General features: G+C 52.1%; 16 protein-coding genes and 4 tRNA genes. 10 read left to right on the top strand and 10 right to left on the bottom strand.

Translation table 11 applies throughout. From position 1 onward, the window contains the following. Positions 1–52 precede the first annotated feature (52 nt). Positions 53–1,093: a serine hydrolase gene (locus Ga0123461_RS03850; protein ID WP_198507116.1), complete on the top strand. Its 1,041-nt coding sequence runs from the start codon at positions 53–55 to the stop codon at positions 1,091–1,093. Here the strand turns inward: Ga0123461_RS03850 and Ga0123461_RS03845 are convergent. Continuing rightward, positions 984–2,258, bottom strand: a complete 1,275-nt coding sequence (locus tag Ga0123461_RS03845; RefSeq protein ID WP_232710341.1) for a serine hydrolase — start codon at positions 2,256–2,258, stop codon at positions 984–986. The genes Ga0123461_RS03850 and Ga0123461_RS03845 overlap by 110 nt on opposite strands. Further along, positions 2,255–4,957 (bottom strand): PEP/pyruvate-binding domain-containing protein, encoded by a 2,703-nt coding sequence (locus tag Ga0123461_RS03840; protein WP_157819212.1) that lies wholly within the window; start codon positions 4,955–4,957, stop codon positions 2,255–2,257. The genes Ga0123461_RS03845 and Ga0123461_RS03840 overlap by 4 nt, the downstream gene beginning before the upstream one ends. 628 nt (positions 4,958–5,585) lie before the next feature. Here Ga0123461_RS03840 and Ga0123461_RS03835 point away from each other — a divergent pair. Continuing rightward, positions 5,586–5,999: an STAS/SEC14 domain-containing protein gene (locus Ga0123461_RS03835; RefSeq protein ID WP_157819211.1), complete on the top strand. Its 414-nt coding sequence runs from the start codon at positions 5,586–5,588 to the stop codon at positions 5,997–5,999. A 25-nt stretch (positions 6,000–6,024) separates the two neighbouring features. Here the strand turns inward: Ga0123461_RS03835 and Ga0123461_RS03830 are convergent, their stop codons facing one another. Next, positions 6,025–7,392, bottom strand: a complete 1,368-nt coding sequence (locus tag Ga0123461_RS03830; RefSeq protein ID WP_100277116.1) for a PhoH family protein — start codon at positions 7,390–7,392, stop codon at positions 6,025–6,027. A 164-nt stretch (positions 7,393–7,556) separates the two neighbouring features. On the opposite strand from Ga0123461_RS03830, the gene Ga0123461_RS03825 reads away from it, so the two are divergent. The 4 genes from Ga0123461_RS03825 (at position 7,557) to Ga0123461_RS03810 (ending at position 8,099) form a co-directional block, all read left to right on the top strand. Further along, positions 7,557–7,632, top strand: a tRNA-Gly gene (locus tag Ga0123461_RS03825). Positions 7,633–7,680: 48 nt separating this feature from the next. After that, a tRNA-Cys gene (locus Ga0123461_RS03820) sits at positions 7,681–7,756 on the top strand. A 140-nt stretch (positions 7,757–7,896) separates the two neighbouring features. Further along, positions 7,897–7,972: transfer RNA gene (locus Ga0123461_RS03815), tRNA-Gly, on the top strand. A gap of 51 nt (positions 7,973–8,023) precedes the next feature. Beyond that, a tRNA-Cys gene (locus Ga0123461_RS03810) sits at positions 8,024–8,099 on the top strand. 19 nt (positions 8,100–8,118) lie between these two features. On the opposite strand, the gene glnE is transcribed toward Ga0123461_RS03810, so the two are convergent. Next, positions 8,119–10,851 (bottom strand): bifunctional [glutamate--ammonia ligase]-adenylyl-L-tyrosine phosphorylase/[glutamate--ammonia-ligase] adenylyltransferase, encoded by a 2,733-nt coding sequence (gene glnE, locus Ga0123461_RS03805; RefSeq protein ID WP_100277115.1) that lies wholly within the window; start codon positions 10,849–10,851, stop codon positions 8,119–8,121. Positions 10,852–11,007: 156 nt separating this feature from the next. On the opposite strand from glnE, the gene Ga0123461_RS03800 reads away from it, so the two are divergent. Continuing rightward, positions 11,008–11,220, top strand: coding sequence for a hypothetical protein (locus Ga0123461_RS03800; protein WP_100277114.1), 213 nt, complete (start codon positions 11,008–11,010; stop codon positions 11,218–11,220). A gap of 71 nt (positions 11,221–11,291) precedes the next feature. Here Ga0123461_RS03800 and glnA read toward each other — a convergent pair whose 3' ends face one another. From glnA to rpiA, 6 genes are all read right to left on the bottom strand, one after another. Continuing rightward, positions 11,292–12,725 carry a type I glutamate--ammonia ligase gene (gene glnA, locus Ga0123461_RS03795; protein WP_198507115.1) on the bottom strand — a complete coding sequence of 478 codons (1,434 nt, stop codon included), beginning with the start codon at positions 12,723–12,725 and terminating at the stop codon, positions 11,292–11,294. Between the two features lie 98 nt (positions 12,726–12,823). After that, positions 12,824–13,162, bottom strand: a complete 339-nt coding sequence (locus tag Ga0123461_RS03790) for a P-II family nitrogen regulator (protein WP_100277113.1) — start codon at positions 13,160–13,162, stop codon at positions 12,824–12,826. 236 nt (positions 13,163–13,398) lie between these two features. Continuing rightward, a complete protein-coding gene (locus tag Ga0123461_RS03785; RefSeq protein ID WP_100277112.1) occupies positions 13,399–15,003 on the bottom strand; it encodes an NAD+ synthase in 1,605 nt (534 codons plus the stop codon). Further along, positions 15,000–16,034, bottom strand: a complete 1,035-nt coding sequence (queA, locus tag Ga0123461_RS03780) for a tRNA preQ1(34) S-adenosylmethionine ribosyltransferase-isomerase QueA (protein WP_100277111.1) — start codon at positions 16,032–16,034, stop codon at positions 15,000–15,002. Before queA ends, Ga0123461_RS03785 begins: the two co-directional genes overlap by 4 nt. 65 nt (positions 16,035–16,099) lie before the next feature. Continuing rightward, positions 16,100–16,552: a response regulator gene (locus Ga0123461_RS03775; protein ID WP_100277110.1), complete on the bottom strand. Its 453-nt coding sequence runs from the start codon at positions 16,550–16,552 to the stop codon at positions 16,100–16,102. A gap of 72 nt (positions 16,553–16,624) precedes the next feature. Then, on the bottom strand, positions 16,625–17,290 hold the full coding sequence (rpiA, locus tag Ga0123461_RS03770) for a ribose-5-phosphate isomerase RpiA (protein WP_100277109.1): 666 nt from the start codon (positions 17,288–17,290) through the stop codon (positions 16,625–16,627). Between the two features lie 116 nt (positions 17,291–17,406). Between rpiA and Ga0123461_RS03765 the strand changes: the two genes are divergently transcribed. The 3 genes from Ga0123461_RS03765 (at position 17,407) to Ga0123461_RS03755 (ending at position 19,758) form a co-directional block, all read left to right on the top strand. Then, positions 17,407–18,138, top strand: a complete 732-nt coding sequence (locus tag Ga0123461_RS03765) for a hypothetical protein (protein WP_100277108.1) — start codon at positions 17,407–17,409, stop codon at positions 18,136–18,138. Positions 18,139–18,306: 168 nt separating this feature from the next. Further along, positions 18,307–18,933: a Crp/Fnr family transcriptional regulator gene (locus tag Ga0123461_RS03760; RefSeq protein WP_100277107.1), complete on the top strand. Its 627-nt coding sequence runs from the start codon at positions 18,307–18,309 to the stop codon at positions 18,931–18,933. 330 nt (positions 18,934–19,263) lie between these two features. Further along, complete coding sequence (locus Ga0123461_RS03755) at positions 19,264–19,758, top strand: SHOCT domain-containing protein (protein WP_100277106.1); 495 nt, start codon at positions 19,264–19,266, stop codon at positions 19,756–19,758. The last annotated feature ends 64 nt before the right edge of the window (positions 19,759–19,822 follow it).

Here is a 19,822-nt window from a genome sequence, read left to right as displayed (position 1 = left end):
ATACTTTAGTAGCTTGTACAGCTGAGACTGGCGTTTCGGCGGGAGCGTTTATATGGCACGCAAGTCACGTTTGGCCATGAAATCCTGGTTCCGTTTAATGACCGGCCTACTTTTCTTTACGCTGGTCCCCCACAAATCTGTCGCCGTCGATCACTCTTCACATCAGCCGCGTGGCCATAAAACCACGACGATGAAGAAAACTCACCCCACTGTTCGCGAACAGGCCAATCCGCTAATGCAGCAGATGCTGGAGCAGCGTATTGCATCCCTACACCTGAGCAGAGCAGTCCGGGACAAACGTCTTGCTGTTACCTTGATAGACATTACCGACCCCTCTTCTCCAAGCATGGCACAGGTAAATGGTGACGAAATGATGTATGCCGCCAGCCTACCCAAGATTGCTATTCTTCTGGCCGCCTTTGAACGCATTGCCGAAGGAAAGCTAACACTGGATGATGATTTACGAAAAACGATGACCAGCATGATCCGCCACTCATCCAATACGGCTGCCACTGAAATGATCAGGAAGGTAGGTGGCGACTATATCAATAAGATTCTCGCATCCCCAAAATACAAACTCTATGACCCAAACCACAATGGTGGTCTGTGGGTTGGCAAGGAGTATGCCGGTGGTCGGGCCTTCAACCGCGACCCCCTTCATCAACTCTCCCACGGGGCAACAGCAATGCAGGCAGCTCGCTACTATTACCTGCTGGAGACAGGGCAGCTGGTCTCTCCGAAGCATTCACATGAGATGAAAAACATTCTTTCCAAACCGGGCATCAGCCACAAATTTGTCAAAGGGCTGGAAGAGAATCATCACGGTGATCTGCAGATGTACCGCAAATCAGGAACCTGGCGCACCTATCATGCAGACAGCGCTCTGATCGAGCATGATGGCCGCCGTTATATTGCCGTTGCTCTGGCCAAAGACCCGAAAGGTGGGCAATGGATGAAAAAGCTTATCCATGAAATGGATGAGATCATTGTTGCCCTGCATGAACCGGATGCAGTTTTTGCAAAAGCCGATGCAGCCGAGTCGCTAGCCTCTGCTGCTCATCCGCGGAGTTCTTCCTCAAAACATTTGATGTAATCGTTACAATATAATTGAGTCTCGGTGCTCCCGCTGGTGCTTCGATAACAGCGACAGAATTCATCAGATTCAGCTTGTTACCTTTGTATGCACCGCACTTATACCCCTCTTCCGGCTTGCACTTGTAAAACGATCCGGATTTGAAATAGACCGCAGCATCCTTCAATGCAGGTGAGTAGGCGTAGCGAATGCGGAACTGTGTTATATATAACAGCCTCTTGATCTGCAGGCTGGACCAGGCATCGACAAGCCGGCCCTGCTCCATACGCAACAGATAATTCATCAGCTCCTGAGTTGTGCAGACACTGGTCGTACCGGCCACATGTCGCTTGCCCACTTTGGAAAAAAAACTTCCCTGCCGCAACAGGTCGGTATCCATGCCATTGCGCAGAACAGGACCAAGTAGGGCTTGCAAAAGGTCATCGCCCAACTGCTTTCTCGAACGCTGTTTGAAATAGGCATCCTCCTTACTTCTGGCAACCGGATATTGTCGGCCAAAGTGGCGTAGAAGCAGCAGATGTTTCATCACCATACTGGTAGCTGCATTGGAGCTGGCAGAGACACTCCAGTCCAGGTAGGTCCAGAAGTTTCCGGTATCCCCAACTGATACAGGCCGCTTGATCAGGCGCATCTGCTCCGGAACCCAGAACGGCACCTTATGATGATCCGAATGGATGAACTCATCGGCAGTAATCTGACTATCGCGCAATACACGCTGACGAGCCTCCACATCGTGCGGATAGATGTCTGCAAGTGCCTGGAACACCGCAAGTAGCACGATCAATTTGCCGACACTGGCGGGGTTCCGTAGCATATTAGCATCGTGTTCCGCATAGAGGGGGCGATCTGGATCGGTGATATCAAGGAGGGAAATGCTGTAGCCCTCCGCATCCTCTCCGAGCAGCTTTTTCACCTGCTTCGAGAGCCATGGGTCAACAGCCGGTAACCCGCTATCGAGTTTCCCCTGAAGCCTTAGCTGCACCTGTTCCATCTTAAGCTGCGCCCCACTGTGCAGTCGATTGCCTGGAACCAGCCCTTGCTGGGCAAGCCGATAACCCTCCAGACGCTCTATGCCGGTTTCCTGAGCTCCATCAAGAGGATAGGCAAACAGCGTGCATGGCAGTGAAAGCAATGAAACGGCAAAGAATAAAAAGGTTTTCTTCACAATGCCCCCGACACGAGCGGCGGCTGATCCAATCTAACCCTGCCAGCGTGTTTCCCGGACGCATCGCGATCCATATCAACCAATGTCTGGCTACTTCGTGCCCGTCGGCTTTCAACAAAAGGACGAATCTGAAACAGCGCCATCCTGCCCTGTTGAAATCCGAATTCGATATCAGCCACTACCGGCAATCCACTCAGGTCTCGTGGCAGAGGAAAGCGCCGTTCAACATCAGCAACCAGGCTTCGTAACTGCTCAATTTCACCATGGCTCAACACATGCTGGCTTCCACTGGCTGGTTTCTTCTCAATGCCCCCCTTCGGATTCAGGAGCTTTTGCAGGGGGGCAGATGCCTGAGCCAGAAGCTTCACGTCACCACTAACCCGCTGCACCCTGATCTCCTCGGCAGCCTGCCCATCTACAGCACCGCCAACACCTTCATTGGCAGCAATAGATATCCAGCTACGATCACCACTGTCGACATCAGAAGTGACCAGAACGCCTGACTTTTCAGAGGCAAAACTCTTCATAAGCAACACAGCTGGGTAGACATGCTCCGGCATAACCATGAGTGACTGACGCCAGGCGTACGATCGTTCACTAAATGGTGAGGCCCAGACACGCAATATGGCTTTAACAATTGCATCGAAACCCACCACATTCGGCACTGTCAGGTTCAGACCAGCACCACTGAAGCCCGGTAGATCCTCGATATTCGTATCACTTCGCACAAACAGACCATAACTACCCTCTTCCCCAAAGACATTTCCAAGCGCCTGTCGGAGGCTGTTTTTGAAATCCTCACCGGGATCACTGTTCTCAATCCATTCATGTAAAAGATTCAGGAATAGTCGTGTTTCACGGTTTCGCTGCGTAGCGTCTTTGATGCTATCCAGCCGGTCGTATTGGGATTTCATCCATTCAAACGCACTGGGGGCACCATCATAAAGCGGCTGATCCAGATACTGCCGGAAAGCTCCAAAAGGGATCACAAGACCAGGATTGACCATGTCCGGATAAAAATGAAACAACTCGCCAAGATTGGCAGCTTTGGGTCCGATAGTGCGCCCTGAGTCACGACTGCGAACACGACTCAGAGGCTTCAGCGTCCTATCATCCAGATCCAGCTTATTCAGGTCCGCTTTGATGGTGATCTCCTCGGCAAGAGTCTCCCCGCCGAAAATAACATCCCACTCAGGGCTATCGCGTTCAATGGAAACTACACCCTGATGGCTTATAGCTACGACAACCCGCTCACCGACATGTGACTTTATCCTTGGGTAGAGAGCCTCATCGACAACCAGATTAGGGATACCAAGGTTGCGGGCCAACAGCTGCATGTGTGAAAGGGAGCTCCCTTCTCCGCGGGTAATAATGCCCGCCACTGGCGTTAACTCCTGCCTGGTGGATTGCAGGATATAGATGCCATCAGTACGCATCTCAGTGCCACGCTCAGGAGAGAGAAGCAGTATCCCGCGCTGAAGGCCAGGGTTAAGTCCACGCACACCTGTAGCAACCTCTTGCCCGAAAACCCTGTGTTTCATTCCACTGAGCTGGCTGGCATCAGCAATCAGCGAATCCAGAATTCCGGTAAACGGCAGTAGAGGGCTGCTACGTACGCGGTCAGGAATAAAGTTCTGAGCCAGGTCGGTCAACACATGCCACCGTTCGACGGTAGCTCCAAAATGAAACTCCAGCGAACGCTGGGACCACTGTGTGATGCGCGCCAGATAACGCAATCCAGCGTAATACTCTGCAACACTGAGAGATCCATTTTCGCCGAGCCTGAATAACTCAGACTGAATTTCCTGCCACTGGCGATCAGACAACATTCCAGTTGCATGCACTGCCGCACCAAGGTGTCGCAACCAGCTGAGCCGGGCACCCCGACTTGCCTGACCGGATGTTTCCAGCAACTGATTGCCCAAGGCGTAGGCCTCCTGCTCCAGAATCAGCGAGGCGCGTAAAAACCGTAACCGGTTGTGTACCGTATAACTGTTCTCCTGCAACAGTATCTTGCGAAATCTCTGTGCTCTGGATGCCGTAACTGCAATAGCCTCTGCAAGCCCCTTTGCAGAATTGAGAGCATTTATAGTATCCAGCATCTCCTTTTTAAACTTCCTGTTCCATGACTCTTCAGCCAACAGCTTGAGCTGGCTGGGTGTTGTATGCATGGCATACAGCGCATCCATATCAACAGCTAGTGATTCATACGCTTCCTGCAAATCATCCAGGCCTGACTCTCGGGCATAGGCTCGAACCCTTTCCGAGTCACCTGCATCAGGCATGCTGTGCACCTTGACACGCAGCTCATAAAAACCTTCATCGGCCTCCGAAATGTCACTGGCAGCCTGCCGTATCTTTGCCCCCAGTTGGGGCTCCACAGCGAGAGGAAGCAACAGCGTCGATTCACGTAACAACAGGTAACGCTCGGGAGTCATCCATGCTGCATCTGCCAGCAGTGCCGCCATAATATTTTTGGCAGCCACCTGCTCATCCTCGACCTGCAAGGCACCCCGGTAATAGCGGGCCCTGCGAAATACCCAGCCATCATCGACCCGAATGAGAAACCGTTCGAGCAGAATTTGCCTGTAATCATCCAGTCTGGCATCTGGGCCAACAAAATCTTCAGGCTCAAGCCCGGAAATTACATTGGCAATAAGATAACCATTTGCGCGCAGTGCATACGCACGGTCGCTCAAATCCCCATGCTGATGTCCACCCCCGTGCTTACGGCACGCATTCTCTTTTGGAGGCCAAACGGACCCATCTTTGCAAAACCACTGCACACCTTGAAAAGGTCCACGCGGGGCTTTTTTGAATTGATCGATCAAGTCTCGATACTGGTCTGTTTGCCTGCCAACTGCAGCTTGAGCAAACCCTGCTGACAGGGAGGCAACCAGTAATAATGTGAATGTTATCCGCACAATCATGTATATCAGTATAGACAATGGAGTGGTGTCTAACCAGCGGAAGCAACTGAGCTACTCGCTGACCGTGTTCGGCTAATGATCCTGCTCGAAACCCAGGGCCCTTTAATTTGTGATTAAACTTACATTCCCGAAATAAGGTGGCGATATCATTTCTCCAACAACAACTGTGGAGGTAGTTATGTATAGAGAAGAAATTTCAATAAACCCCGCTAATCTGATTAAAAACCCTATGGTGATAGCCACTGTTCTTTACTTGATGGTTTTCATCACCAACACACCATATGGATTAACCTGAATAACAGCTCATAGCGGTTTAATTTTCTTCGCCTATAATATAAAAACAATTTATAGGAGCGTTATACCAAGCAACTCTATTCACTTAACGCCGGTGGAGCATATGCCCGCAAAGCATGATATCGATAACGCAAAAAAACTGATCCTCACAATCTGGAGAGGAGAGGCTTCGGACAATGAACTTATTGCCGCAATGACCAGATACCAGCAAGAGATCAGATGCATCAGGGATTATCAGTTATATAACGAGCTGCTGGATTTCAGTCATACCACAAAATTCGATCTGACCACGAAAGGGATAAAAGAGATCGGCAAGATTGCTCAACAGTCGGACCGGCCGGATGTTCAGACAAAAGTTGCCATCGTTGTTAACTCAGCCCTCTCTTTTGGCCTTTCAGAAATGTACATCAGCTATCGGAATCTACTACCAAACAGCAATAAAGAGCTGAAAGCATTCAAAAAAAGGACCGAGGCGCTTGACTGGCTCACCCATACAGATGACACCAACAACAGCTGATTAACACTCTATTTCATCACCTCACCTAAAGCACTTCAACTGCTCTGGCAGCAAGCCTTGAGCGCTCACTCGCTTTCAGTGCGATATGACCGGCATGTTCCCAGCCTGCGAAAGCCATCGTCGCCTGTGTAAGGCCATTGGTGTGAGCTGTCAGGTAAGGTGTATCGATCTGGGCATTGTTACCAAGCAGGAGAATCTTCGAATCCTCGCCCATTCGGGTAACAATCGTTTTCATCTGGTGCGGCGTCAGGTTCTGCGCTTCATCCACAATCAACCATGTTTTGGTGAAGGTGCGCCCGCGGGCAAATGAGAGTGCGGCAATCTCGATCTTGTGCTGCCCCAGGATATCGCCAATATTTTGTGCCTCATCCCCAAGCAGGATGGAAAGGTTATCGGTAATCGCCCCCATCCACGGTTCCAGCTTCTCGCGCTCAGTGCCGGGAAGGAAGCCGATATCCTGCCCCATAGGTACGGTCGCACGGGTCACGAGAATCTTCTCATACAGCCCCATGTCCAGCGTCTGATGCAGGCCACAGGCAAGCGCGAGCAACGTTTTTCCGGAACCTGCGAGTCCCAGCATTGCCACTAGGTCAAGATCCGCATTCATCAACAGGTTCATAGCCATATTCTGTTCGAGGTTCTTGGCCTTGATCCCCCAGATTGCGTGGCGTTCGCTGCGATACGATGTAATATCACAGAGATGCACCCTGCGCCCCTCATCAATTTGCGTGCACTGCACCGCCACCTCACGATCGCCGGGCAGCACCACGAAGCTGTTGATGAACGGCAGATCCATCTCATCTGGCCAGGTGACGATATAGAGGTTACCGTGGTCGTGCTCACCTACCTCCATATCCTCGGCCATCGCTGTCCAGTCCGCTTCCTCCAATCGCAGCTTGCCACTGGGCAATATGGAGAGGTCAGAAATCACACGATCGGAGCGGTAATCTTCGGTTCGAAGACCCAGTGCACGCGATTTGATACGCAGGTTGATATCCTTGGAAACCAGAATGACATGGCGGTCCGGATACTGCTTCTGCATGGCGAGGCTTACCGCTATAATGCGATTATCACCACCGCTTCTGGCCAGCGAATCCGGCAAAAGTTTCAGCGATTCGATCGTCGACATTTCGAAATAGAGCCTGCCACCGCCGGGCAGCAGACAGCCCTTGGAGAGGTCTTCGCACTCTGCACTGAGCTCATCAAGCTGGCGCGAGGCATCGCGCACGTTGCGGGCCAGTTCATCCAGCCCCTTCTTGATCTTATCCATCTCTTCAAGCACTACAATCGGGATTACAACATCGTGCTCATCAAAGCGTTGCAATGCATTCGGATCATGGACCAGCACATTTGTATCTAAAATATAGATCTTGCGATTCTCGGTATCGTTCAAGTTTCGTCTCCCTGAAAATAGATATGAGTCATGCCATATGAAGCTGAAGCTTTGTCTTGAATATATCTCAATGTAACCAGATCATGAGATATAATCTGACGCATTTACCACCCAAAAGTCAATGCTTGACACTCCCCGATCAATCGCCATTATTCGCGCCGTCCGCGGGTATAGCTCAGTTGGTAGAGCGCGACCTTGCCAAGGTCGAGGTCACCGGTTCGAGCCCGGTTACCCGCTCCATATTAAGGGTCCGAAAGGACCCTTTTTTTTATTTGTTCCGGTTCAAATGGCAGGGTGGCTCAGTGGCTACGGCGGAGGACTGCAAATCCTTTATTCGCGAGTTCGATTCTCGCCCCTGCCTCCAACCAATGCACATGCCCATATGTACCACCCATCCCCTGCCCGTAAGTATCAAGTTTGGCGCGACAGAATGATTCCTTTTTCAATTTTATGACATCGTTACCTTTGACAATGAAAAAACAGACGGCATTATTCGCCCCGTTAGCGGGTATAGCTCAGTTGGTAGAGCGCGACCTTGCCAAGGTCGAGGTCACCGGTTCGAGCCCGGTTACCCGCTCCAGATTAAAAAGGGAGGAGTTCTCCTCCCTTTTTATTTCAAGTGGTTGTTAACGGCAGGGTGGCTCAGTGGCTACGGCGGAGGACTGCAAATCCTTTATTCGCGAGTTCGATTCTCGCCCCTGCCTCCAACCTCTCCCCTTAAACTCCTCAGTTAGTTAAAAGTCGATTGAATGTTTCATGCACCCGCTGCATACGTGCTGTCAGCGCATCAGGAGAGTGAATGGCTGCATGGCGGCACATGGTTTTCCACTCGGTCGCTTGCGCATTATTCGGCAGCTTGCCTATCGAACGCCACAACTCAACACGCAGGGCATTCTCCATCTGGCGATAATCGAGGTAGGTCTCGGCCAACCAGTTGCCAGCCTCACGCCACGCTTCAGGTGCTGAGTCCGGAAGGTTATTCAGCACATCAATAGTTCTGCGTCCCGCACCGCCAAACGCCAGTCGCGCATACTGGGCAAGAAATTCAATATCAACCAGACCACCCGCATCATGCTTGAGATTGGTCACAGCATCCGACTTACTGGCCAGATGGTCGATCATTTTCCTCCGCATTTCCACGACATCAGAGGCCAACGCCCCACGATCCCTTTGCTGATCTAGAATCTCTGTCACCACGGCCTCAACCGCTATTTTTGCATCATCAGGCCCCGCCGCAGGCCGTGCCCTGCACAACGCCTGATGCTCCCAGGTCTGCGCATCATTCAACTGATAATCGTGAAAGCCGGTCAGGCTGGTTACCAGCACGCCACTACTGCCCGATGGACGCAGACGTGCATCAAACTCGAAGCCCGCCCCGAATGGCGGCACTGCGGTCAGATACTGGATAGCCCGGCGCCCGATTCGCTGGGCATGTTCACTCATGCTTCTCTTGCCCAGCATCTCACTCGGATTGTCGTGTACAATAATAAAAACCATATCAAGGTCAGAAACCAGCCCCATCTCATGCGAACCGTGTTTACCCATAGCCAGCGCCACAAACGGAAACGCCTTGGGCAGATCCATCTGAAACAGGCAGAGACGGATCACTGCAGCCGTAGCGGCATCGGCAATATCGGCCATCCAGCCACCAATGGTCATTACATCGCCCGTATGCGCATCAACGGCCAGCGCAGATAACAGGCGTGCCCGATCTACCCAGCGACCAATATCAGCCAGTGTTTGTTCGACATCATCAAGATTATCCAATGCATCCAGTTCTGCACAAATATTTCGGATATCCGCTTCACTGTGCTCTGTCATCAATGGCCACTCCAGCCACGATGGATCCCTGGCAATATGATCAGCCAGATATCGGCTGGCGGAGAGCACACCAATCAGCCAGTCCAGCGCTCCCTGATGTGTAGCCAGAAGGTCAACCCAGGTGGCACGACCTGAAATGGAGTGGATCAGGTCGGCAAAGGCCTCTAGTGCGGAGACCCCATTCTCGTCATCAAGCCACTTCGGCATGGCCTGCTCAAGAATACGGCCCACCTGCATGCGACTGCGCTCAGGTAGAAGTCCGCGTGAGAGCCACGCATCAACCCGCTTCAGCGCCAGCAGCATGCGCTCACAATCCTCCTCGCCCAAACTTTCCAGCCCGTCGCGTGAACCAGAGAGCCAGTTTTTCTCCTCCACTTCCTCCTCGCCGACCGGTTTGACAAACTTCCTGAATGCATCCTCGACAATAGCGGCGTGATGAACCATCTGCTGTTCGACACCTGCGATACCGGTCGCAGCGGTGAGATAACCGGCATAATCCTCCGGCAGCTTGTGGGTCTGTTCACCGCGCCGTGCCTGAATCGCATGCTCAATGCGCCGCCAGAACCGGTAGGCCGACTTCAACTCGATCACATCTTCTTCCCCGATCACACCCGCATCCATCAGGCGGTCTATGGCCAGCATGCTCGGTTGAACCCTCAGTTCGCTGTTGCGTCCACCATGCAGCAGCTGCATCGACTGAATAATAAACTCAATTTCGCGGATACCGCCCCTACCCCGCTTCACATCATAACCCGGTGATATGCCGCCAAGCCCTGCCTGCCCATCAATACGCCGCTTCATATCGGCCAATGCTGCTACCGTGGTATAATCAAGGTAACGCCTGAAAATAAATGGTGAGATTCCCTCAACGAAGGCCTGCCCGAGTGCCAGATCTCCGGCTACCGGGCGAGCCTTGATCAACATTGCCCGCTCCCAGGTCTGCCCATATTCAAGATAGTGACTTAAAGTCGCTTCCAGATGCAGGGCAATGGCGGCGCCATCGCCGCCGGGACGCAGACGCATATCCACCGGCCAGACAATACCATCCACAGTACGCTCACCCATCAGTCGTATCAGCATGCGCGAAAGGTGCATATAATATTCAGGAGCAGGAATCGACTGGCGCCCGTCAACCGAACTACCCTCTCCCTGCCAGAGAAACAGTGGATCGACATCCGAGCCCAGATTCAGTTCCCGCCCGCCGAGCTTGCCAAGCCCGATCACACAGAACGAACCGCCTTCAATACACCCGTAACGCGGTGCAACCAGGCGCTCAGCCATCTTCAGCGACTCGTCCATCAGTCCTGATGCCAGATCGGCAATGGCACGGCATGAGGCATCCATGTCACCACCAAGCCCCAGCTCCCACCAGATCAGGTGGCGGTGTCCGCGATGTTTGCATTGGCGCAGATGGGACATGCAGGTAACAAAGTCGCTACTGTCACAGGTTGGCACCCAGCTTTCACTGCCATCAGGCAGGAGAGCTTCATCAACAGGCCTGAACAGGGCTTTGCAGCCCTCCTCATCAACGCTACGCATCAGCGTCGCAAACTGCTGCGACACCTCATACACACGCCGCACATCAGCATGTAAATTTTCAGGGCTATGTTGAAGGATGAAATCAATCTGTTCACTCATTGCATAACTATACCTGTGCAGCACACAGAGTGAAAACCTTCAATATGCTCAAGCACACTTCTTTAATTAGTTTCGATTTGGGCCGATAGATAGAAATATAAGGATCAGACAGGTAGCCACACACACATTGATCCAACAAAAACAGGAGGCCCAGTTATGCACCAGAAATCTGTTAAAATAACCGGCATCTCTAATTTCGGCAGAGAGTGGACAAGGAAGATGGGAAATCCGTGGAACGTACGAAAAGTCACCGATCATGTTCTCTTTTCCACCCAGACCGGCCCTTGGATGCTGATAGAACGGGATCACTTCCAGCGCTGGGTTAATCTCAGGGCAGACCAGAACTTCTTGATTCAAAGCAGCCATTGAGCCGCTATAATTGATCAAAAAAAAGGCCGCCCCATGGGCGGCCTTTCCTGTTTCCGTGCCATCACGAACGATTAGCAGGAGTAGTAGAGCTCGAACTCTTTCGGATGCGGACGCATACGAACTTCATTAAGCTCTTCCATCTTCAGCTCAATGTAGGCATCGATCATATCGTCATCCATCACACCGCCGACCTTCAGGAAGTCACGATCTGCATCCAGTGCATTAAGCGCCTCTTCAAGAGAACCACAAACAGTAGGAATCAACTTGCCCTCTTCCGGTGGCAGGTCGTACAGATTCTTATCTGCAGCTTCGCCCGGATCGATCTTGTTCGCAACACCGTCCAGACCGGCCAGCATCATGGCAGTAAATGCCAGGTATGGGTTGGCCGTGCAGTCAGGGAAGCGAACTTCGATACGGCGAGCCGGATCGGAGTTAACAACCGGGATACGGATAGAGGCAGAGCGGTTACGGTTGGAGTAAGCCAGCATAACCGGCGCTTCAAAGCCCGGAACCAGGCGCTTGTAGGAGTTGGTAGAGGCGTTGGTGATCGCATTCAGGGCCTTGGCATGCTTGATGATACCACCGATGTACCACAGCGCTTCCTGTGAGAGGTTGGCATATTTGTCGCCTGCAAAAAGGTTCTTGCCGTTAAGCCACAGTGACTGATGCACATGCATCGCAGTACCGTTGTCGCCGTAGATTGGCTTAGGCATGAAGGTTGCAGTTTTACCGTGTGCATGGGCCACGTTGTGAATCACATACTTGTACCACTGAACCTCATCCGCCTTCTGGATCAACTCAGCGAATTTCATCGCCAGCTCACACTGACCGGCAGTCGCCACTTCGTGATGATGTGCTTCAACTTCAATGCCCAGATCAGTCAGGACAAGTGACATGTCGCTGCGAATCTCGTGCAGGGAGTCAACCGGAGGAACCGGGAAGTAACCACCCTTCACACGCGGACGATGACCTGAGTTACGCATCATGCCTTCAGAAGCGTCAGCAAAGTTCTTGTCGGAGTTCCAGGCCGCTTCCTCAGACTCGATCTGGTAGCCGCAGCTGCCCATTTCGTTATTGAAGCGCACACCGTCAAAGATGAAGAACTCCAGTTCAGGCCCGAAGTACGCAGTATCAGCAATGCCTGCAGAGCGGATATAGCTCAATGCACGCTGCGCTACCTGACGTGGGCAGCGGTTATAATCCTGACCAGTAATCGGATCAATAACCTGAGCAACCAGCACCAGTGTAGAAGCTTCGAAGAATGGGTCGATATTGGCACTTGTCGGATCAGGGATCAGAGCCATATCTGAATTGTTAATATCACACCAACCGGCCACAGACGAGCCATCGAAGGCAAAGCCGTCTTCGAAAGAATCTTCGCTCAACTGATGGATTGGATAGGTAACGTGCTGCCATTTGCCGCGTGTATCGGTGAAACGTACGTCAACAAACTCGCACTCGTTCTCTTCGATCATGTCGAAGACTTTTTTGATTGCGTCACTCACAACTAATTCTCCTGTGTCTAATAAAGAAAGTCCCACCCGCTAAAATGAGAGGCGTGACTGTGTCATAATATGGATATAAAGGCAATCTGAAGAACGTACTACAGTGCCTCGTGGTCGCGCTCGCCAGTACGAATACGAATCACCTGCTCAACAGGGGAAACGAAAATCTTTCCATCGCCAACCTTACCACTGGAAGCAGCACTGCAGATCGATTCAAGCGCCTCTTCAACGCGATCATCGCCAACCACCACTTCCACTTTCACCTTGGGTACAAAATCAACCACATATTCGGCACCACGATAGAGCTCGGTATGTCCTTTCTGGCGGCCATGGCCTTTTACCTCGGTGATTGTCATGCCATCGATACCCAGTTCACCCAGTGCATCTTTGACGTCATCGACTTTGAACGGTTTGATGATTGCTTCAATTTTCTTCACTTTATTCTCCTACGTCTGATTCAGGTCATCCATGACCTTCACCCTTCGGGCAGCCTATGGCTGACCAAACGGCAGTCCTGCCTTATTGCCGGAGCATCCTGCCCTCGACCTTTAATTGCTCCACAAAAGCGTGGTTTTGCTGCGCTTACGGGCTACGCCCGCCGCCCTTCCATGGGCGGGATAGTTGCTTCATTCACAGTCGTGGAGCAACCATTGGATCGCATGTAGCTATTCAACTACTCCCAGAAACCGTGGGTGATCGGATAGCGCCGATCCCGGCCAAACGCACGTTCAGTGATTTTCACACCCGGTGGCGACTGCCGTCGTTTATACTCTGCAAGCTGCAGCATACGCACCACACGCTTGACCTCGGCAACATCATAACCGCGCGCAGCAATTTCTTCCACGCCCAGGCGCTCCTCGATGTGGGCTGCCAAGATTGCATCAAGAACCTCATAATCGGGCAGTGAATCCGAATCCTTCTGATCAGGCCTGAGTTCAGCCGAAGGCGGCTTGGTAATGGTGTTTTCCGGAATGCGCTCAACATCCCGGTTTATCCAGCGCGAAAGTGCGAACACCTGTGTTTTATACACATCCTTGAGCACTGCAAAACCGCCAGCCATATCACCGTAAAGCGTGGCGTAACCAACTGCCATCTCTGATTTGTTGCCTGTAGTCAGCACCATGCGCCCTGTTTTGTTTGAAATCGCCATCAACAGAACACCGCGAATGCGCGCCTGAACATTCTCCTCTGTCAGATCCGGTTCGGATTTACCCCAGGAGGCAAAGGTGTCACTTAATATCTGTTCAATCACATCAACACCATTGGCGATGGGCAGCGTAATCGACTCCATGCTCAGGTTACTGACCAGCGCCTCTGCATCGATGAGTGAATGGTCGCTGGAGTAGTGCGATGGCAGCAGCACGCCAAGCACATTCTCCGCACCAAGAGCCTCTACCGCGATTGCCGCTGTGAGTGCTGAATCGATGCCGCCGGAGAGGCCAATCACCACCTGCTTGCAACCATTGCGATGCACGTAATCAGCCACGCCCAGCACCAGCGCTTTGTACACCTGCTCCAAATCTTCCGGCAACGGTGTCAGCGGTTCGCGCCTGACTGAACCGAGATTCACAATCCCGCACCATGGTTCAAACATCGGGGCCCGAAACAGCAGTTTCCCCTGACTGTCGGCCACATGCGAACCACCGTCAAAGACAACCTCATCCTGTCCACCGACCGGATTCACATACACCACGGGCACAGTGAACTGTATGGCACGCCTTGCTACCAGCGCCTCGCGCTGCAACTGCTTACCAAGATGGAATGGAGAGGCATTGAGGTTCAGCCATAGGTCGCAATCCATCTCCGCCTGTACCTTTGCCAGGTCGTCATGCCAGAGGTCTTCGCAGATTCCGACGCCGACCCGGTAGCCGTTCACCTCCATCAGCGAACAACTTCCGTCGCCGGCACTGAAATAGCGCTGCTCATCGAATACGCCGTAATTAGGCAGCCGCTGCTTATCATAAACACCGATCAGTTTACCATTTTGTGTCAGCAATACACTGTTGCGCAGCTGTGAACCTTCACGGCGCGGTGCACCGAATACGGCGCAGACAGAACCCGTGCTTTCGACCACCCGTCCGACAGCTTTCTCAACTGCATCCATAAAAGCGGGCCGCTTAAGCAGGTCTTCCGGCGGGTAACCGGTTACAGTAAGTTCCGGAAAAACAGCCAGATCACAGCCACCGGCTTCCGCTTTGGCCAGCACCTCATGAATCAAGCGGACATTGCCATCCAGATCACCAACGCGCGGTGCAATCTGGGCAATATAAACCTTCACGATTCACACCTCCGGGGAACAAACATCGCATCACCGTAAGAGTAGAAACGGTACTCTTCCTCTCTGGCATGCGCATAGGCAGCCAGCACCCGGTCACGGCCGGCAAGCGCGGCCACCAGCATAATCAGGGTCGATTTCGGCAAATGGAAATTGGTCAGCAGCGCATCCACAATCTGGAAATGGTAGCCGGGATAGATAAAGATGGAAGTCCTGCCGGCACCGGCTTTCAGTTCGCCCCCGGCAGAGGCAGCTTCCAATGTGCGCAGCGAGGTAGTGCCGACAGCAACCACACGCCGCCCCTCAGCCTTGGCAAGGTTCACCTGCGCAGCTGTTTCCGCCGGCACAATATAGGCCTCCTCGTGCATCACATGGCTATCTACATCGTCCACCTGTACCGGCTGAAAGGTGCCGGGGCCAACATGCAGTGTGACATGGGCAAAACTGGCACCGGCATCCTGCATCGCAGCCATCAGCTCAGCCGTCAGGTGAAGGCCCGCCGTGGGCGCAGCTACCGCGCCGGCATGCCTGGCAAATACGGTCTGATAACGCTCTTTATCCTCTTCACTGTCGGGGCGGTCGATATAGGGAGGCAGCGGCATATGCCCATGTACTTCAATCGCGGCAGCCACATCATCAGCACGAAGCAGCACCTCAATGTTTTTTCCGTCGCGGCTCAACACCTCGGCGCTGAACTCATCGGAAAAATTAACAACAGTACCCGGCTTAAGTGGTTTGTTCGATTTCCCCCACGCCAGCCAGATATGGTTCTCCCCTGCCGGCTCCAGCAGCAGAACCTCAACCTTGCCACCGCTGGGTTTAACACCCACCAGTCGGGCGGGAATAACCCGAGTGTCATTAAGCACCCACAGGTCACCGGGCTTCACCAGAGCGGGAAGGTCGCGGATCATCGCATCCACAATGGCGTCATCGGATGATGCCAGACAGAGCAGGCGCGAAGCATCGCGCTGCTGCAAAGGCTTTTTGGCTATAAGATGTTCTGGAAGTTCGAAGTCAAAATCACTTACTTGCATAGGGGCGGACTCTAGTCCGGATTTTCCATCAGAACAGCGTCCATACTGCTTTCTATACCTCTCCGCTATAAACTGTCACCCTCAAGCATGGAGCGCATTTTCTCTCGCAACGCTTTGGGCTCATACGGTTTCTGTATATAACCGGCCAGCCCCTTGCCGGCAAAACCGCCGGATGCGACCCTCTCGTTATAACCAGTCGACAGCACAACCTTTACCTTGGGATTGATGCCACGCAACTGACTGAAACACTCAATACCATCCATCTTTGGCATCGTCATATCCAGCAGCACCCCGACAATCTGATCCCGACTCCCCAGATAGTGCTGAACGCCTTCCCATCCGTTTTCAGCAGTCATGGTCTCGAAGCCCATATCCTCGAGAATGCACGCAGCCACCTCGCGGATGATCACCTCATCATCGATAATCAGTATCGTACCGCTTCCCCTCCACGCTTCGGCATCCGCAACACTCTGGTCAGAACCGGCGATCGCTCCTCGATCTACCCAACCATCTCCCATATTTTCTCCCCCATCCGTGGTCAATAGCAGTGTTACTCATAGCTATATCAAAAGTGTGCCTTCAATCCTCTGTTAAAGGGTAACCACACCTTCAGGTGTTGCCATCAACACGATATCCGCCCCCTGATGAGAGAAGATGCCGTTGGTCACTACGCCCGGAATGCTGTTGAGGTGATCCTCGAGCCCGCGCGGATCGGTAATGACCAGGCCATGCACATCGATAATTATGTTGCCGTTATCGGTCGTGAACCCCTCGCGAAGAATCGGACTACCACCCAGCTTTTTGGCCTCAATCATGAGCAGTTCCTCTGCCATCGGAATCACTTCAACAGGAAGAGGATACGCCCCCAGATGCTTCACCTGCTTGGTCTGATCAACAATACAGATAAACTGATCAGAGGCAGCCGCTACAATCTTCTCACGAGTCAATGCGCCACCGCCGCCCTTGGTCAGGTTTCTGCCAGCGTCAAACTCGTCTGCACCATCAATATAGACAGAGAGGGAGTCTACCTGTTTTAGCGCATCGTTCAGGCTCAGAACCGGAACCCCATGACCTTCAAGTCTGGATGCGGTTGCTTCCGAACTGGCAACTGTTCCAAGGATATCATCCTTCATGCCGGCCAGCGCATCGATAAACATATTTGCAGTCGAACCGGTTCCTACTCCGACAATTGTGCCGCTTTTCACATATTCCAACGCAGCTTCAGCCACTGCCTTCTTCATTTCGTCCTGGGTCATCCATCCCTCCTCATCAAAACTTGAACAGCAATCTAACGGTTTTGCCGGCTTTCGGCAAAGGCAGACACCCTCACACTGTATTTGCCGTAAGTGCCATCAGCCCCTAACCTGCCGCCATGCTAGAAACCATAACCATGACCGACATCGTCCTTAATGTACTGGTGCTGCTAGGCATCCTGCAACTGGCATGGTTTTCAGTCATGCTACTGCGTCGCGGTGCCCCACCTGAGACGATTCAGCACGCCATTCCCCCACTGCTATCAATCTGGGTACTCATGTGGCCGGTTTATAATGATAGCCGCTGGTTGTGGCTCGGCGTCACGGCACTGATCCTGCTAAGTCTGGCTGCTATCAGCCTGAAAGCGCCCTTCTGGCAACACTTAAAAGGTGCATGGAGCCCGAAGGTAGATGACACCGACATCGACATCGACATCTATTATCGCCCCAACCTGCCACCACTCACCCACAGCATTGCTGCCATCTTCATTGCGACCCTCTGGTTCCAGACAATCCCTGAATTCGGATTTGGCCTGGCCCTCTGTTTCTGCCTTGCCTTTCCTGCGGCCAACCAGGTCGACCGTCTTAGCAGTCTGAAGTTCAAATTTCGTCGACTGGGCTTTCCCGCCCATCCCAACCAGACGCTCGCCGGCCACCTCATCCTGATCGCAGCATGCACGTTACTGCTCTGCTGGGGCCTCCATGTTTACCACGGAACTGACTGGCGCATCCTCTTTATTGCCACCCTGATTGCCGCCATGACTGCGTCAGCTGCCCGCGCTGTTATTCCCGGCCACTGGAACATCCCTGCCGCCATGGCCACCACAGGTGCTGTGATGTGGCTCCTGTAAACAGTTCTGAGCTCTTATAATAGCTACAACAATTACCCATGGTATTGGTGACTAATCTCACGGAACAGCTGCGAAACCATTTATAGTGTTCGCAGCAACAAAAAAATGCAGAATGTCGTTAGCCGTTACAAGCAATGTGTATAACGATTGGAAAAACAGGAGAAACAAATGGCAATTGACACTTCATGGATGGAACAGAACATCCTGAAAAGGGAGCTCACAGCCGCTGAGCGCAGTGCCCTTAACTGCCTCACCATTTCCAACTTCTCCACCGGTGAAAAAATCATTACCGAAGGGCAGGCTGGTGGTACGCTTGAAATCTTGCGCTCAGGCAAGGCCAAGGTTGAGGACAACAACCGCTATGAAGGCCGCGTCGTTCTTGCCGAGCTCGAGCCTGGAACTATTTTCGGCGAACTCAGTTTTTTGAACAACAAGCGTAAGACCGCCGATGTAAGTGCACTTGAGAATTGCGTGGTCTACTCCCTTAAACAGGAAGATTTCACTGAATTGATGAAAAACCATCACGAGCTGGCCTACTCCATTTTAACCGCCATCATGGAGCGCCAGACCAGTGTGATCATGTCACAGCGCGTTACCCTTGCGCCGCTGCTGCGCGGCCTCAAAGAGAAGGCGGACAAACTGCCGCTCTTCATCAAGGTGGCTCCTTTTGTCTTCATTATTCTTTATATTCTGGCTTTCTTCTTTATCCCTTCGAAGTCGGTCTATAAAGACTCACCAACCCAGAGCTCAGCGCCAGCAGTCACATCAGAGGCACCTCTTAAGAAAGCCAAGTAGCCTTCCAGTAGCATTATAATCACTCTGGCGAGCAACGAGAGCATGCCATGATATTAAGCGGGCGTACCTAGTGCGCCCGCTTTCTTTTGCGCCTGACTGAACCCGACTAGAACAGGAAGTTCACCACACCTCCCGTTCAAGTCCCACACGGCTCCCCGAGCAGGACTCGAACTAGAAGGTCTGTCTAGTTAGTGTCCGGGTTTGGCCGGTTTACGCCAGTTGCCAACGACGAGGTTCGGCCAAAACTGGACGTTTTCTTGTCATGTGAATGTCACAATTATTTGTTAGGATTGTGCCAAGAATAGTGAATACTAAAGAGGAGGTTTGGTAATGAAAATTAGTAAAATGGCACTAACTGCCCTCACTGGAACAATAATTTTTATAGGGCAGACACCTATAGTTTCCGCCGAGACTATAGCCGAAGTTTTAATCTCTTACACAGATGGCTCGGATCGCAGGCAAGTAATTGAAAATTATGCGAAGTCAGCTTCAGACTCTAGGGTCAATAAGAATCTTAAAAACCCCGACCGCTGTTTGATTTTAATGACCAGCAAACAATTCAACTCCATAAACGCAACACATCCTAAAACCCTCGCTAAGTATTTGGAAATGTACGTTCCAGACTTCTTGGATCGTTCAGCATGTACTGTGGGTAAATTTTACAAGCCTTCACGCAGTAAAGTTAACTCACAACGCAACGAATTCAGTGATCTGGAAGACAGGCTAAAAAAACTCGTTTCACTAAAAGAGCGTGGGCTAATAACTGAAAAAGAATATCAAGAAAAGAAAAAGCATCTTGTTAAGGAAGTTGTTGACAGAATCTGAGAGTGATACTCCTGAGCAGTTCCATATCAAAATAAAACCCATGCAAGGGGGCCTTTGGCCCCCT

Origin of the sequence: Mariprofundus aestuarium, from assembly GCF_002795805.1 — a bacterium.
GTDB classification, from domain to species: Bacteria; Pseudomonadota; Zetaproteobacteria; order Mariprofundales; family Mariprofundaceae; genus Mariprofundus; species Mariprofundus aestuarium.
The sequence above is the reverse complement of the archived record's forward strand: the minus strand, read 5'-3'. Positions and strand labels throughout refer to the sequence as shown.

What these genes read in the sequence shown, in the direction of transcription:
- Ga0123461_RS03850 (WP_198507116.1), top strand. Translation starts at nt 53, where the DNA reads ATGGCACGCAAGTCACGTTTGGCCATGAAATCCTGGTTCCGTTTAATG.
- Ga0123461_RS03835 (WP_157819211.1), top strand. Translation starts at nt 5,586, where the DNA reads ATGCCCGCAAAGCATGATATCGATAACGCAAAAAAACTGATCCTCACA.
- glnE (WP_100277115.1), bottom strand. Translation starts at nt 10,851, where the DNA reads ATGAGTGAACAGATTGATTTCATCCTTCAACATAGCCCTGAAAATTTA.
- Ga0123461_RS03800 (WP_100277114.1), top strand. Translation starts at nt 11,008, where the DNA reads ATGCACCAGAAATCTGTTAAAATAACCGGCATCTCTAATTTCGGCAGA.
- queA (WP_100277111.1), bottom strand. Translation starts at nt 16,034, where the DNA reads ATGCAAGTAAGTGATTTTGACTTCGAACTTCCAGAACATCTTATAGCC.
- Ga0123461_RS03775 (WP_100277110.1), bottom strand. Translation starts at nt 16,552, where the DNA reads ATGGGAGATGGTTGGGTAGATCGAGGAGCGATCGCCGGTTCTGACCAG.
- rpiA (WP_100277109.1), bottom strand. Translation starts at nt 17,290, where the DNA reads ATGACCCAGGACGAAATGAAGAAGGCAGTGGCTGAAGCTGCGTTGGAA.
- Ga0123461_RS03765 (WP_100277108.1), top strand. Translation starts at nt 17,407, where the DNA reads ATGCTAGAAACCATAACCATGACCGACATCGTCCTTAATGTACTGGTG.
- Ga0123461_RS03760 (WP_100277107.1), top strand. Translation starts at nt 18,307, where the DNA reads ATGGCAATTGACACTTCATGGATGGAACAGAACATCCTGAAAAGGGAG.
- Ga0123461_RS03755 (WP_100277106.1), top strand. Translation starts at nt 19,264, where the DNA reads ATGAAAATTAGTAAAATGGCACTAACTGCCCTCACTGGAACAATAATT.